The organism is Bradyrhizobium sp. USDA 4452, from assembly GCF_054063575.1.
Genome location: NZ_JBSSGK010000001.1, coordinates 4,968,157 through 4,982,373 on the forward strand (window position 1 = coordinate 4,968,157; position 14,217 = coordinate 4,982,373).

General features: G+C 66.5%; 14 protein-coding genes. 11 read left to right on the forward strand and 3 right to left on the reverse strand.

All coding sequences use genetic code 11. The features are described from left to right. Position 1 precedes the first annotated feature (1 nt). The 5 genes from ACVISU_RS23795 to ACVISU_RS23815 are packed head-to-tail and all read left to right on the forward strand — an operon-like array spanning position 2 to position 4,538. The gene (locus ACVISU_RS23795; protein WP_456708496.1) at positions 2-889 is read left to right on the forward strand and encodes an ABC transporter permease; all 888 of its coding nucleotides are present in this window, start codon (positions 2-4) and stop codon (positions 887-889) included. A 4-nt stretch (positions 890-893) separates the two neighbouring features. Then, entirely contained in the window at positions 894-1,967 is a 1,074-nt protein-coding gene (locus ACVISU_RS23800) for an ABC transporter ATP-binding protein (RefSeq protein WP_456708497.1), read from the forward strand. Continuing rightward, a complete protein-coding gene (locus ACVISU_RS23805) occupies positions 1,964-2,155 on the forward strand; it encodes a hypothetical protein (protein WP_050403862.1) in 192 nt (63 codons plus the stop codon). Before ACVISU_RS23800 ends, ACVISU_RS23805 begins: the two co-directional genes overlap by 4 nt. After that, on the forward strand, positions 2,152-3,564 hold the full coding sequence (locus tag ACVISU_RS23810; RefSeq protein ID WP_050403863.1) for an Asp-tRNA(Asn)/Glu-tRNA(Gln) amidotransferase GatCAB subunit A: 1,413 nt from the start codon (positions 2,152-2,154) through the stop codon (positions 3,562-3,564). The genes ACVISU_RS23805 and ACVISU_RS23810 overlap by 4 nt, the downstream gene beginning before the upstream one ends. Next, a complete protein-coding gene (locus ACVISU_RS23815; protein ID WP_456708498.1) occupies positions 3,561-4,538 on the forward strand; it encodes an ABC transporter ATP-binding protein in 978 nt (325 codons plus the stop codon). Before ACVISU_RS23810 ends, ACVISU_RS23815 begins: the two co-directional genes overlap by 4 nt. Here ACVISU_RS23815 and ACVISU_RS23820 read toward each other — a convergent pair. Continuing rightward, positions 4,535-5,443, reverse strand: coding sequence for a LysR substrate-binding domain-containing protein (locus tag ACVISU_RS23820; RefSeq protein WP_456708499.1), 909 nt, complete (start codon positions 5,441-5,443; stop codon positions 4,535-4,537). The two genes, ACVISU_RS23815 and ACVISU_RS23820, sit on opposite strands and share 4 nt — an antisense overlap. Before the next feature lie 112 nt (positions 5,444-5,555). Here ACVISU_RS23820 and ACVISU_RS23825 point away from each other — a divergent pair, with 112 nt between their 5' ends. The 3 genes from ACVISU_RS23825 to ACVISU_RS23835 all read left to right on the forward strand — a co-directional run bounded on the left by ACVISU_RS23825 (position 5,556) and on the right by ACVISU_RS23835 (position 9,568). Further along, complete coding sequence (locus ACVISU_RS23825; RefSeq protein ID WP_456708500.1) at positions 5,556-6,350, forward strand: acyl-CoA thioesterase domain-containing protein; 795 nt, start codon at positions 5,556-5,558, stop codon at positions 6,348-6,350. A gap of 147 nt (positions 6,351-6,497) precedes the next feature. Beyond that, complete coding sequence (locus ACVISU_RS23830) at positions 6,498-8,249, forward strand: type I secretion system permease/ATPase (protein ID WP_456708501.1); 1,752 nt, start codon at positions 6,498-6,500, stop codon at positions 8,247-8,249. Positions 8,250-8,257: 8 nt separating this feature from the next. Next, a complete protein-coding gene (locus tag ACVISU_RS23835; RefSeq protein WP_172803506.1) occupies positions 8,258-9,568 on the forward strand; it encodes an HlyD family type I secretion periplasmic adaptor subunit in 1,311 nt (436 codons plus the stop codon). A 115-nt stretch (positions 9,569-9,683) separates the two neighbouring features. Here ACVISU_RS23835 and ACVISU_RS23840 read toward each other — a convergent pair whose 3' ends face one another. After that, positions 9,684-10,166: a CinA family protein gene (locus ACVISU_RS23840; protein ID WP_456708502.1), complete on the reverse strand. Its 483-nt coding sequence runs from the start codon at positions 10,164-10,166 to the stop codon at positions 9,684-9,686. A 208-nt stretch (positions 10,167-10,374) separates the two neighbouring features. Between ACVISU_RS23840 and ACVISU_RS23845 the strand changes: the two genes are divergently transcribed. Genes ACVISU_RS23845 through ACVISU_RS23855 form a run of 3 tightly spaced genes read left to right on the forward strand, consistent with a single transcriptional unit; the run spans position 10,375 to position 12,972 of the window. After that, positions 10,375-11,451 (forward strand): amidohydrolase family protein, encoded by a 1,077-nt coding sequence (locus tag ACVISU_RS23845; protein ID WP_050403870.1) that lies wholly within the window; start codon positions 10,375-10,377, stop codon positions 11,449-11,451. Beyond that, the gene (locus ACVISU_RS23850; RefSeq protein ID WP_050403871.1) at positions 11,448-12,557 is read left to right on the forward strand and encodes an amidohydrolase family protein; all 1,110 of its coding nucleotides are present in this window, start codon (positions 11,448-11,450) and stop codon (positions 12,555-12,557) included. The genes ACVISU_RS23845 and ACVISU_RS23850 overlap by 4 nt, the downstream gene beginning before the upstream one ends. 1 nt (position 12,558) lies before the next feature. Continuing rightward, positions 12,559-12,972: a Rieske (2Fe-2S) protein gene (locus ACVISU_RS23855; RefSeq protein ID WP_050403872.1), complete on the forward strand. Its 414-nt coding sequence runs from the start codon at positions 12,559-12,561 to the stop codon at positions 12,970-12,972. Between the two features lie 121 nt (positions 12,973-13,093). On the opposite strand, the gene tcuB is transcribed toward ACVISU_RS23855, so the two are convergent. Beyond that, on the reverse strand, positions 13,094-14,203 hold the full coding sequence (gene tcuB, locus ACVISU_RS23860; RefSeq protein WP_456708503.1) for a tricarballylate utilization 4Fe-4S protein TcuB: 1,110 nt from the start codon (positions 14,201-14,203) through the stop codon (positions 13,094-13,096). Positions 14,204-14,217: the final 14 nt, after the last annotated feature.

Below are 14,217 nucleotides of genomic sequence, written 5' to 3' on the forward strand. Positions count from 1 at the left end.
CATGAGTGCAATGAGCGATACCGCATTGCAGGCCGCCCCGGCGAGCAAGGCGCGCGGCTATTGGGCGACGGTCGGCCGCCGCATCCGGCGCGACAAGGTCAGCATGGCCTGCGCCATCATCCTGGTGCTGATCTTCGCGTCCGCGCTGCTGGCGCCATGGCTGCATCTCGCCGATCCCTATCAGGGCTCGATGATCCGCCGCCTCCGCCACATCGGCACGCCGGGCTATCCGCTCGGTACCGACGAGCTCGGCCGCGACATGCTGGCGCGGCTGATCTATGGTGGCCGTCTCTCATTAGTGATCGGCATCCTGCCGGTAATCTTCGCCTTCATGGTCGGCACCTCGCTCGGCCTCGTCGCCGGCTACGTCGGCGGCAAGCTCAATACCGCGATCATGCGCACCGTCGACGTGTTCTACGCCTTCCCGTCGGTGCTGCTGGCGATCGCGATCTCGGGTGCGCTCGGCGCCGGCATCACCAATTCGATCGTGTCGTTGACCATCGTGTTCGTGCCGCAGATCACCCGCGTCGCCGAGAGCGTCACCACCGGGGTGCGCAACATGGATTTCGTCGAGGCGGCGCGCGCCTCCGGCGCCGGTCCCTTCACCATCATGCGCGTGCACATGCTCGGCAATGTGCTCGGCCCGATCTTCGTCTATGCCACCGGCCTGATCTCGGTGTCGATGATCCTCGCCGCCGGCCTCTCGTTCCTCGGGCTCGGCACCAAGCCGCCGGAGCCCGAATGGGGCCTGATGCTGAACACGCTGCGCACCGCGATCTATGTCAATCCATGGGTCGCCGCGTTGCCGGGGGCGATGATCTTCGCGGTTTCGATCTGCTTCAACCTGCTCAGCGACGGCATGCGCAGCGCCATGGACATCAGGAATTAGTGCGATGACGGATGCCAATCCCGTAACCGACATGCTGGAGCCGATCGCCGATATCGGCGGCGCCGCGCAGCCGCTGCTGCAGGTCAAGGGACTAACCAAGCATTTCCCGGTGCGCGGCGGGCTGTTCAGCCCGCGCAAGACCGTGCGTGCCGTCGACGATGTCACTTTTGCTGTCATGAAGGGTGAGACGGTCGGCATCGTCGGTGAATCCGGCTGCGGCAAGTCGACCACCGCGCGGCTGCTGATGCATCTGATGACGCGCGATGCCGGCGACATCATCTTTGACGGCCGGCAGGTCGGCCGGGCGCTCTCGCTGCGCGATTTGCGGCGCGGCGTGCAGATGGTGTTCCAGGACAGCTACGCCTCACTCAATCCGCGCCTCACCATCGAGGAGTCGATCGCGTTCGGACCCAAAGTGCACGGCATGGCCGATGACACGGCGCGGACGCTGGCGCGCGAGCTGCTCGGCAAGGTGGGCTTGCGCCCGGAGATTTTCGCCAACCGTTATCCACACGAAGTGTCGGGCGGCCAGCGCCAGCGCGTCAACATCGCCCGCGCGCTCGCGCTGTCGCCGCGGCTCGTCATCCTGGACGAGGCGGTGTCCGCGCTCGACAAGTCGGTCGAGGCGCAGGTGCTCAATCTGCTCGCCGACCTGAAGCGCGAATTCGGCTTGACCTATCTGTTCATCAGCCACGATCTCAACGTCGTTCGCTACATCTCCGATCGCGTGCTGGTGATGTATCTCGGCGAAGTCGTCGAGCTCGGCCCGGTCGACGCGGTCTGGGACGCGCCGGCGCATCCCTATACCCGCGCGCTGCTGGCCGCGATGCCGTCGTCCGATCCTGACAGGCGCACCGAGGTGCCGCCGATCTCGGGCGATCCACCCAATCCGATCGATCCGCCGGCCGGCTGTCGATTCCACACCCGTTGCCCGTTTGCGGAGCCGCTCTGCGCAAACGTCACGCCAAAACTCAGCGATCTCGATACAATGGGCCATCAAGCGGCATGCTACATGGCCATTCCTGGCTCGGGGCACAGCCGCGCGCCGGCAAAAGCAAAAGGAGAAAACGCGGCATGACCAGACCAACTCCCAAGGACGTCAAGGTGATCGCGCATGTCGCCGACGTGCCCGCTGACGACGAGGTCGCGAACCGCATCGCCAATTCGATCGGACCGGCATTCGACGGCTTCGCGCCGATCTCCGGCACGCTGCCGTTCGATCTCGAACCCGCGAGCTTCCTGCTGGCGCAGAAGGTGTCGAAATGAGCACCGAACCTGCCCTGATGACGCTGACAGCGGTCGCCAAGGCGATTGCCGACAAGAAACTCTCCTCGCATGAGGTGACGCGCGCCGTACTACACCGCATCGCGGAATGGCAGCCGCGCCTCAACGCCTATATGGCGATCGAATCGGAGCAGGCGCTGGCCGCCGCCACCGAGGCCGATGCCGCGCTCGCCAAGGGCAACAGCCGGGGCGCACTGCACGGCGTGCCGCTGGCGCACAAGGACATGTATTACGAGGCTGGCAAGGTTGTGACCTGCGGCTCGCTGATCCGCCGCGACTTCGTGCCGAAGACGACCGCGACCGCGTTGCAGCGGCTGAAGGATGCCGGGCAGGTCCGGCTCGGCTCGCTGCAGATGGTCGAGTTCGCCTATGGGCCGACCGGCCACAACGTGCATTACGGCGCGGTGCGCAATCCCTGGAACACCGAGCACATCACCGGCGGCTCGTCCTCGGGCTCGGGCTCGGCGGTCGCTGCACGGCTCACGTTCGCAGCACTTGGTTCCGACACCGGCGGTTCGATCCGGATGCCTGCGCATTTCTGCGGCGTCACCGGCCTGAAGACGACGGTCGGCCGCATCAGCCGCGCCGGCGCAATGCCGTTGTCGCAATCGCTCGACACCGTCGGCCCGCTGGCGCAGACCGCGGAGGACTGCGCGCTGCTGCTCGGCCTGATGGCCGGCGCCGACCCTGAGGATCTGACGGCGTCGACGCAGCCAGTGCCGGACTACATGGCGGCGACAAAGCAGTCGTTGAAGGGTCTCAAGATCGGCGTCCCGACGGCGTTCTATGTCGACGACCTCGATGGCGAGGTGGCGCGCGTCCTCGACGAGACGGTGGCGACCCTGAAGAAGGAGGGTGCCGAGATCGTCAAGGTCGAGCTGCCTGATCAGCGCCAGCTCGGCTCGGCGTCGCAACTGGTTCTCGCGGTCGAGGCCGCCGCCTTCCACAAGCGCTGGATGATCGAGCGGCCGCAGGATTACGGCGCGCAGGTCCTGATGCGGCTGCAGAACGGCCTGACCATTCCGGCAGTCACCTATCTCGAGGCGATGCGCTGGCGCGGGCCCGCGCTCGCCGCGCACAACGCGGCGGTCAGCGGGATCGATGCTGTGATCGCGCCGTCCTCGCCGGTACCGGCGCCGACCATCGCCGAGAGCGACGTCGGCAATGGCCCTGGCGCGGAGGCGGTGATCCAGCGGCTGACCCGGTTCACCCGCCCGGTCAATTATCTCGGCCTGCCGTCGCTCGCGATCCCCTCGGGCTTCACCAAGACGGGTCTGCCGGTTGGGATGCAACTGATCGGCCGCTCCTTCGAGGAAGCGGTGCTGCTCCGGATCGGCGCTGCCTTCCAGCGCGCGACCGACTTCCACGCCAGGGTCCCCAAGCTCGCATGACCAACCTCGTCGAGATCAACAACCTCAACATTCGCTTCACCGGCGATCGCACGGTCCATGCCGTGAACGATCTCAGCCTGCAGCTCGGCGAGGGCGAGGTGTTGGGGCTGCTCGGCGAGTCCGGTTCGGGCAAGAGCGTGACCTTGCGCGCGCTGATGCGGCTGTTGCCGAAGAAGCGCACGCAGATCTCCGGTAGCGTGAAAGTGCTCGGCCGGGACGTGCTGGCGATGGATGACGAGGCGCTGTCCGCATTCCGCGGCCAGACCGTCTCGATGATCTTCCAGGAGCCGGCGCTGGCGCTCGATCCGGTCTACACGATCGGCCGCCAGATCGCGGAGACGGTGATGCGCCACGAGGGCAAGAGCAAGCGCGACGCTACCGCGCGCGCGCTCGAGATGCTCGAGGTGGTGCGGATCCCCTCCGCGAGGCGAAGGCTGGACTCCTATCCGCACGAGATGTCGGGCGGCATGCGCCAGCGCGCGATGATCGCGCTGGCGCTGGCCTGCAAGCCGAAGATCCTGCTCGCGGACGAGCCGACCACCGCGCTCGATGCCACCGTGCAGATCCAGATCCTGCTGCTGCTGCGCGAGTTGCAGCGCGAGTTCGGGATGTCCGTCATCTTCGTCACCCACGACATCGGCGTTGCGATCGAGATCTGCGACCGGGTCGCGGTGATGTATGCCGGGCAGATCGTGGAGCAGGGCGCCTTGCGCGACATCGTGCGCACGCCGGTCCATCCCTACGCGAAGGGCTTGCTGGCCTCGACCATTCACGGCGCGATGCGCGGACAGCGGCTCGAGACCATCCCGGGCACGCCGCCCTCGCTCGACCAGGCACCGGCCAGCTGTTCGTTCGCGCCGCGTTGCAAGTTCGCCGAACCGCGCTGCAGCGAGAGCCTGCCGCCGAGCGTGCAGGTCGCGCCCGGCCATCTGGCGCGCTGCGTCCTGGCAGAGCCGGCCGCGGCGACGGTTTAGTTCGCCCGCGCGACCGCCTCGGCGATCCAGCGCCGCACCGCCGCGATCCGCCGGTCCCGCGCCTGCTCGGTGCGGGAGACCAGATAGATCGTCTCGCTGGGCTCGGCCTCGAACGCAAACGGCGCCACCAGCCGCTTGCCGAAGCCTGGCCGCGCCTTGATCAGCGGCGCCATTGCAAGCGCCACGCCTAGCCCATGTTCTGCGGCCTCCAGCATCGCCGGCACGCTGTCGAGCCACAGATGCCCGCGCGGGGCGAGATGTGGCAGCCCCGCCTCCTTGAGCCAGGCCGGCCACCCCTGCGGTTGCGTCGTGACATGGATCAGCACCTCGCGCGACAGGTCTGCCGGGTTCCGAAGCCCCGCCTTGACCAGCGCCGGCGTGCACACCGGCAATGCCCTGACCTGGACCAGCGGCTCGACCTTCAGCCCGGCCGCATGTTCCCGCCCGTAGCGGACCGCGACGTCGACGCGGGAGCCGTTGAAGTCGGCATATTGGTGCGTGGCCTCGATCCGCAGCGTCAGTTGCGGGTGGCGCCGCTTGAACTCCGGCAGCGCCGGCAGCAGCACGGCGCTGGTGAAGAACGGCAGCGAGCTGATCCACAGCTCGCCGCTGGCCTCGCCGCGTTGCCGCAGCATGTCGCGGCTTGCTTCCTGCAGCGTTGCCAGCGCGGCCGACACTTTCGCAAGGTAACGCTCACCGTCCGCGGTCAGGCGCACCGAGCGCGCGCCGCGGACGAACAGCTTGGTGCCGAACTGCTGTTCCAGCCCGCGGATCTGGTGGCTGATCGCCGACGGGCTCAGCGACAGGTCGCGCGCGGCGCGGCGGAAGCTGAGCTGGGTGGCCGCGCGCTCGAATGCAAGCAGCGCCGGCAGCGGCGGGATAACCCGCGGATCCGGGGCGCCCAATGGGTGAATCCGGTTCACCTGAAGTGATGAATGGCCGTTTGTCATGACCGCTATTCTTGGATCAGATTGGCCCTGCGCTCAATTCCTGCTCACCTCATGAGATTTATCAGCCTTGGCCATCTTCGAACCAGCAGCTACGCCGCATCACTGGAAGCCGGCCGCGCTGGCGGCGGGGCCGTTCGCAGGCCTGCAGGGCGGAGCGGTCGCAAGCCTGTTGACCGCGGAGGTCGAGGCGATGGCAGGTCCGCGCAACTGGGGCACCGCGATATCGGCGTCAGCCTGGTTCCTGCGGCCGACCCCGATGGCGGAATTGCGCACGCAGGTCGCCGTCGTGACCGAGCGCGGCCGGGTCAGCGTCGTCGACAACACGCTCTGGCCGGTCGGCGAGGAGCAGCCCTGCGCGACGGTGCGCGTGACGCTGTCGCGCGAACGCGCGGTCGAGATCCCCGGCTTTCGCGGCAGCGCAGCCGACCCGGTGGATCCCATGCGCTTTCCGCTGCGCAGCCCGCACGCGGTCCATGGCCGCAGCTGGTTCATGGACGCGATGGAGGCCCGTGCCGGCGGCGATGTCGCCTGGTTTCGCATGCACCACAGCGTGGTTGCGGACGCCGGCCCGCTGGCGCGCGTGCTCGGCCCGGCCGACTGGACCCACGGCATCGCGCGCCCGGTGCAGAACGTGGTGGCCGACCCCAATCCGAACCTCGCGGTGCAGCTGCTCAGACCGCCGCGGGGGGCGTGGATCGGCATTCGCGCCGAGGCCCGCTGGCGCCCGGAGGCCGGGCTCGGCGTCGGCAGCGGTGTATTGCTCGATGTTGATGGCGAGATCGGCCGGGTCTCGATGTCGGTCATTCTCGTGCCCTTTCCGAGAAGCGCACCGGCGGCCGGCCCGGGTTCCGCGGCCGGCTAACGCTAATTATTCCTTCAACTGTCTGTGGCATCACAAAAATAGGCCGCCAACCATGCTTTGGTCGGCGCGACTTAAATGGACGGTGGTCGCAAACGCCTATACAAGTCGGTGATCACGTAGCTCTTTTGATTGCAGAGATCGGTTTTTATGGCAGTCGCGCCCGCTGTCCGGCGTTCCGAACTGGCTGAGGCGCTGCGCGCATGCCGCAGTGCCTTCATCGGCGTCGGCCTCATCAGCTGCATGATCAACCTGCTCTATCTGACAGGTTCGATGTTCATGCTGCAGGTGTACGACCGGGTGCTGCCGAGCCGCAGCGTTCCGACCCTGATCGGCCTCGTCGTCATCGCCGCGGTCCTCTACATGGCCCAGGGCGTGCTCGATCTGCTGCGTGGACGGATTCTCGGCCGCGTCGGCACCTCGCTCGACGAAGCGCTCAATGCGCGGGTGTTCGACACCATCGTGCGGCTGCCGCTGATGGCCGGCAATCGCAGCGAGGGCCTGCAGCCGCTACGCGACCTCGACAATGTGCGTTCCTTCCTCGGCAGCATGGGGCCCGGTGCGTTCTTCGACCTGCCCTGGCTGCCGTTCTACATGCTGATCTGCTTCGCGTTCCATTGGCTGCTCGGCGTCACGGCGCTGGTCGGCGCCGTGATCCTGGTGATGTTGACGCTGATCACCGAATACCTGTCGCGCACGCCGGCGAGGGAGGCGATGTCGCTCGCGGCGCGGCGCAACGATCTCGCTGCCTCCAGCCGCCGCAACGCCGAAGTGCTCGTGGCGATGGGCATGGCCGGGCGGATGAACAAGCGCTGGAACGAAGCCAACGAGGAGTATCTGTCCGGCAACCAGCGGGCCAGCGACGTGAGCGGCGGGCTCGGTGCGGTCGCCAAGGTGCTGCGCATGATGCTGCAGTCCGCCGTGCTCGCGGTCGGTGCCTATCTCGTGATCCACCAGGAGGCCACCGGCGGCATCATCATCGCCGGTTCGATCCTGAGCGCGCGGGCGCTGGCGCCGGTCGATCTCGCGATCGCGCATTGGAAGAGCTTCGTCGCCGCGCGGCAGAGCTGGCAGCGCCTCAACCGCCTGCTGCAGCAGATTCCGGCGCGACCGGAGCAGACGCTGCTGCAGGCGCCGCAGAAGAAGCTTTCCGTCGAAGGGGTGACCATGGTGGCGCCGGGTGACCAGCGCCCGATCGTGCAGGACGTCACCTTCGCCGTCGAAGCCGGCAGCGGCGTCGGCGTGATCGGCCCGAGCGGGTCCGGCAAGTCGTCGCTGATCCGGGCGCTAGTCGGCGTCTGGGTGCCGGTGCGCGGCAAGGTACGGCTCGACGGCGCCGCGCTCGATCAGTGGTCGTCGGACCAACTCGGCCGCCATGTCGGCTATCTGCCGCAGGACGTCGAATTGTTCGCCGGCACCGTCGCGCAGAACATCTGCCGGTTCGATCCCGACGCCAAGTCCGACGGCATCATCGCGGCGGCCAAGGAGGCCGCCGTGCATGAGATGATCATCAAGATGCGCGAGGGCTACGACACCCAGGTCGGCGAGCAGGGCACTGCGCTTTCCGCCGGCCAGGCACAGCGCGTCGCGCTGGCGCGCGCGCTGTACGGCAATCCGTTCCTGATCGTGCTGGACGAGCCGAACTCCAACCTTGACAGCGAAGGCGACGAGGCGCTGACCCGCGCGGTGCGCAGCGCCCGCGAACGCGGTGCCATTGTCATCGTGGTCGCGCACCGGCCGATCGGCATCGAGGGCGTCGACCAGCTGCTGGTACTCAAGGACGGTCGCATGCAGACTTTCGGGCCGAAGGAAACCGTGCTCGCGCAGGTGCTGCAGCGCGCCGCGCCGCCGGTGCCGACGCCGATCAAGATCGTCGCCGATGCCGGGGCGACCAAGTCATGAGCGGCCGCATGACCGATCAGCCGCGCAATGCACTTGCTTCGATCAGGAAGCACCTCGTGGTCGGCCTCGCCGTGGTCCTGGTGCTGGGCGGCGGCGTCGGCGGCTGGGCTGCGACGGTACCGATCTCGGGCGCGCTGATCGCGCCGGGCTCGGTGGTGGTCGATACCAACGTCAAGAAAGTGCAGCATCCGACCGGCGGTGTCGTCGGCGAAATCCTGGCGCGCGACGGCGACACGGTCAAGGCGGGCGACGTTGTCGTGCGTCTCGACGAGACCGTTGTGAAGGCGAGCCTTGCGATCGTGGTCAAGACGCTGAACGGTCTCTATGCGCGTGCGGCCCGGCTCCAGGCCGAGCAGCAGGGCCTCGACAAGATCGCATTTCCGCCGCAGCTCACCGAGCAGGCCAAGGATCCCGACGTCCGCGACATCATGGCGAGCGAAACCAAGCTGTTCGAGGTGCGGGTCAACGGCCGCGCCGGCCAGAAGGCGCAGTTGCGCGAACGCGTCACCCAGCTCAACGAGGAAATTGCCGGCCTGCAGGCGCAGGAAACCGCCAAGGACAAGGAGATCGCGCTGGTGCAGCAGGAGCTGGTCGGCGTCCGTCAGCTCTATGAGCAGCATCTGGTGCAGCTGACCCGCCTCACCACGCTGGAGCGTGACGCCGCGCGGCTCTCCGGCGAGCGCGCGCAGTACATTGCCTCACGCGCCCAGGCCAAGGGCAAGATCACCGAGACCGAGCTGCAGATCATCCAGGTCGACAAGGACATGCTTTCGGAAGTCTCCAAGGACCTGCGCGAGGCCAATGACAAGATCGGCGAGTTCGTCGAGCGCAAGGTGACCGCCGAAGACCAGCTCCGCCGCATCGACATCCGCGCGCCGCAGGACGGCGTGGTGCTGCAATCGACCGTCCACACCGTCGGCGGCGTCGTTACCGCGGGCGACGCCATCATGATGATCGTGCCGAGGGCCGATGACCTGTCGGTCGAGGCCAAGGTCAATCCGCAGGACATCGACAAGCTCCAGGTCGGACAGAAGACCGTGCTGCGGCTCTCCGCCTTCAACCAGCGCACCACGCCGGAGCTGAACGGTGTCGTTACCCGCGTCTCCGCGGACGTCAACACCGACCAGCGCACCGGGCAGAGCTACTACACGATCCGCGTCTCGATGCCGCCGGAAGAGGTCGCGCGCCTCGGCAGCGAGGTGAAGATCATCCCCGGCATGCCGGTGGAAGCCTTCGTCCAGACCGGCGACCGCACCATGCTGTCGTATCTGATGAAGCCGCTGAGCGACCAGTTCATGCGCTCGTTCCGCGAGAAATGAGGACGCGCGAAATCGTCGTAGCCCGGATGCAGCGTAGCGAAATCCGGGAACGGTCGTGCTGCGGACGCAGTCGCCCCGGATTGCGCTTCGCTGCATCCGGGCTACGGAATTGAAGTCACTGCTCGAGGTTCCTCAACAACAGCTCCAGCGCCGCCTTCGCGAACGTCTGCATGTTGGCCTGCCGGTCGCCGCTCGCGGTCTCCAGCGTGATCACCTGCTGCCGGGGACCTGCGACCGCCATGCAGCTATGGCCGGCGGCATCGCCGTAGCGGTTGCCGGTCGGGCCGGCCGCACCGGTCTCGGACAATCCCCAATCCGCCGAGAGGCGCTCGCGGATCTGGCGCGCCAGCAGTTGCGCGTAGGGTTCCGACGACGAGCGGAGGCCGCGCATGGTGTCGTCGGGAATGTCCATCAGCGCGCGCCGCGCATCGCGGGTGTAGATCACGCCGCCGCCGAGGAAATAGGCCGATGCGCCGGGCACCGCGAGCAGCGATGCCGAGATCAGTCCGCCGGTCGAGGATTCCGCGACCGCAATGGTTTGCTTGTTCGCGATCAGCTTTGCGGCGACCTGCTCGGCGATGGATATGAGTGCGTTCATCGGCGCTCTTTCTCGTTGTTTGTCATGAAAACTGCCAGGAAAACTGCCAGGAAACTGCCATGAAAATCCCGTGGGGCGTTCTGCCTTCCTAGCACACCACGTCAGCCTCTGCCGATGTTGCGGAGCGCGGCATGGACTGCTTCAATGCCGGACAACAACCAAGCGCCGCCCCGACAGTTGTTGCGAGAGCGTGCGCGGAGGAAACACCATGACGTCGCCGATCGCGGGCGGCGTGGATTGCGATCTGCATCCCGCCGTGCCTCATCTCACCAGTCTGCTGCCGTACATGAACGACTACTGGCGGGACCAGGTGACGACGCGCGGCATGACCGACCTGATCTCGCAATCCTATCCGACCAACTCGCCGATCGCCTCGCGGCCGGACTGGCGTCCCGCGCAGGGCAAGCCCGGTTCGAGCCTCGCCGACATGCAGCGCCAGGCGCTCGACCGGTTCGGCACCGCCACCGGCATCTGCAATCCGCTCTACGGCGTGCAGATGGTGTTCTCCGAGGACATGGCCGATGCGTTCTGCCGCGCGCTCAACGACTGGCTGGTCAAGGAATGGCTCGACAAGGACGATCGGCTGCGCGGCTCGATCGTGATCCCCGTGCAGAGCATCGAGAAGGCTGTCGCCGAGATCGAGCGCTGCGCGCAGGACAGACGCTTCGTGCAGGTGCTGATGCTCGTGATGGGCGACATGCCGCTCGGCAAGCGGCACTATTGGCCGATCTACGCGGCGGCCGAACGGCTCGGCCTGCCGATCGGCATCCATGCCGGGAGCGCCTATCACAACCCGCCGACCTCAGTCGGCTGGGGCTCTTATCACATCGAGGATTATGTCGCGCAGGCGCAGGCGTTCCAGACCCAGCTCACCAGCCTGATCGTCGAGGGGGTGTTCGCGCGTCATCCGAACCTGAAGATGGTGATGCTGGAGTCCGGCTTCACCTGGTTGCCGCCGTTCCTGTGGCGGCTGCACAAGTTCTGGCGCGGCGTGCGCATGGAGACGCCCTGGGTCGACCGCGCGCCGCTGGAGATTGTGCGCAGCAACATCCGTTTCTCATTGCAGCCGGTCGACGCGCCGCCGGACGGCGACACCTTGAACCGGCTGTTCGACCATATGCAGTCGGACGAATTGATCCTATTCTCCACCGACTATCCGCATTGGCAGTTCGACGGTGACGAGGTGTTGCCGAAGGGATTGTCGCAGGATCTGGTCCGCAAGATCATGATCGACAATCCGCATGCGACCTATCCGCGCTTGCAGGTGAAGGAGACGGTGCGATGAACATCCAGATTCGGGAACGTCCCGAGGCGGCTGCGTCGGCTGGCATCAAGACCGCGATCGCCGATTGCGACATTCATCCGGCCCGCGCGACCAAGGACGAACTGCATCCTTATCTGGCCAAGCGCTGGCACAGCCATCTCGAGACCTTCGGCGTCCATGCCTATCAGGGCATGATGGAAGGCCCGCCCTATCCGAAGGCGCAGCCCAATGCCTCGCGCCGCGATGCCTATCCGCCGGAAGGCGGGCCGCAGGGCTCGTCCCTGTCCTTCATGCAGAAGCAACATCTCGATCCCAACAACGTCGCGCTCGGCGTGCTCAATCCGCTCAACACCGGGCAGGGCATCCGCAACCAGGATCTGGCCGGTGCGATCTGCACGGCGGTCAACGACTGGCAGATCGAGAAATGGACCAGTAAGGATTTACGCCTGAAGGGCTCCGTCGTCGTCGCCAATGAGGACGGCGTGTCGGCCGCGGCCGAAATCCGCCGGCGCGCAGGCGACAGTAATTTCGTCCAGGTGCTGCTGCTGAGCCGCAATGTCGAGCCGCTCGGCCAGCGCCGTTATTGGCCGATCTATGAGGCGGCCGAGGAGGCCGGTCTTCCGATCGGTGTGCACGCCTTCGGCTTCGGCGGCAACCCGATCACCGCGTCGGGCTGGCCGAGCTATTACATTGAGGAGATGGTCGGGCATTCGCAGTGCCAGCAGACCGCACTGGCGAGCCTCGTGCTCGAGGGCGTGTTCGAGCGCTTCCCGAAACTGAAGATGGTGATGGTCGAGGCGGGCTTCGGCTGGGCGCCGTCGCTGGCGTGGCGGCTCGACAAGGTGTTTTCGCGACTGCACGCCGAGGTGCCGCATTTGAAGCGCAAGCCGTCGGAATATATCCGCGATCACATCTGGTGGACGACGCAGCCGATGGAGGATCCGGAGAGCCGCGACCATCTGTTCCAGACCATCGAGTGGATCGGCTGGGACAAGCTGCTGTTTGCGACCGACTACCCGCACTGGGACTATGACGAGCCGTCGCGCGTGCTGCCGGCCGGCGTCAGCGACGCCAACCGCCAGGCGTTCTATCTCGACAATGCGAAGCAGCTGTACGGTATTTCCTAAGATGGCGCGTCATGTGATTGCTCCGGTGGACGAACTGCCGCCGGGGTCGCGGAAATTCCTCGAGATCGACGGACGGCCGATCGCAATCTTCAACGTCAAGGGCGAGTTCTTCGGCCTGCTGAACCGCTGCCCGCATCAGGGCGCGGCGCTGTGCGAGGGGCCGCTGATCGGGCTCGCCTCGTCGTCCGACCCCGGCGAGATCGAATACACCAAGCTCGGCGAGATCCTGCGCTGTCCCTGGCACGGCTGGGAGTTCGATATCCGCACCGGCCAGTCCTATTGCGACCCGCGCCGCTTCCGCGTGCGCGCCTACCCGGTCAGCGTCGAGCCCGGCACCAATGTGGTGAAGGGGCCGTATGTCGCCGAGACCATCAAGGTCGCGGTAGAAAGCGACTACGTGGTGGTGGACCTCTGACCGCCCGTCATTCCGGGGCGCCGCCAAGCGGCGAGCCCGGAATCCATTTCTCCGCTTGGATATGTCGCCCGATGGATTCCGGGCTCGATGCTGCGCATCGCCCCGGAATGACGCCGGACAATTATTCGCCGTGTCCCATCATCTGCCGTTCCCGCGCGTAGCGCACCAGCGCGACGAAACGGTAGATGCCGTGCACGAATTTTCCGTAAGGCATGGTGATGAACAGCGCGAACACCACGCCGAGATGCAGCGCCAGCAGCGGGCCCATCGCGGCGCTCTCGCGCCACAGCAGCAAGGCAAGGCCGGTGACGCTAGTCAGGAACAGCATCAGGATGAACGCGGCGTCCATCCCCATCTGCTGCTCGTCGACCAGCACGCGGTCGCGCTTCCATTTCTCCGACAGGAGCCCGATCGGGCCGACCACGAGGCCGATGCCGCCGAGCGTACCGAGCACGACGGGCAGGTCCCACCAAGCATAGGGCGCCTCGCGCGCCAAGAGGTAATGGTAGAGCGTGCCGACGCAGGTCGCGGCGAAGCACAGGGCGAAGCCGTAGAAGGTGAAGTGGTGATACAGCTTGCGGCGATCGGTCGGGTGGTCGTCCTCGTTGAAGCAGCCGACGCCGCCACCGTCGAGATAGCGCAATTCGCCGGCATCGCGGACCGCCTGCAACAGCGATCTTGCGTCGGTCGTCATGCCGGCCGGCTCGCCGATATCACGCCAGAACGCCCGCACGCCCATCACCAGCGCGAGGATCGCGTAGAGCAAAGCGGCGCCGAACAGCAGCGCCATCGCATTATGCGGCATCAGTTTGTAGAACGCGCCGGGACCAGTGTGGATGCCGGTGAGCACGCCGCGGTCGTTGATCGCGGCGAAGCCGAAGATGAAGGCGGCAACGCTGAGTGCTGCGATCAGGCTGATGACGAGACCGTTGCGCGCGAACGCGCCGGAGAAGGCACGCGGCCAGGCATAGGCGGCGTAGGACTCTGCGCGCGCCACCGCCAGTGTCTTCGGCACATTGACGTTGAACTCGTGCGGCGGCGAGAACTGGCAATCCGTGTAGCAGGCGCCGCAGGCGTGGCACAGATTGGCGAGATAGTTGAGGTCGCCGTCGGAGAAGGCGCGACGCATCTCCATCGCGGGAAACACCGCGCACAGGCCCTCGCAATAGCGGCAGGAATTGCACACCGTCATCAGACGGTCGGCTTCCTGCAAGATTCTCGTCCCGTGCATCGCGCGTTGGTGTC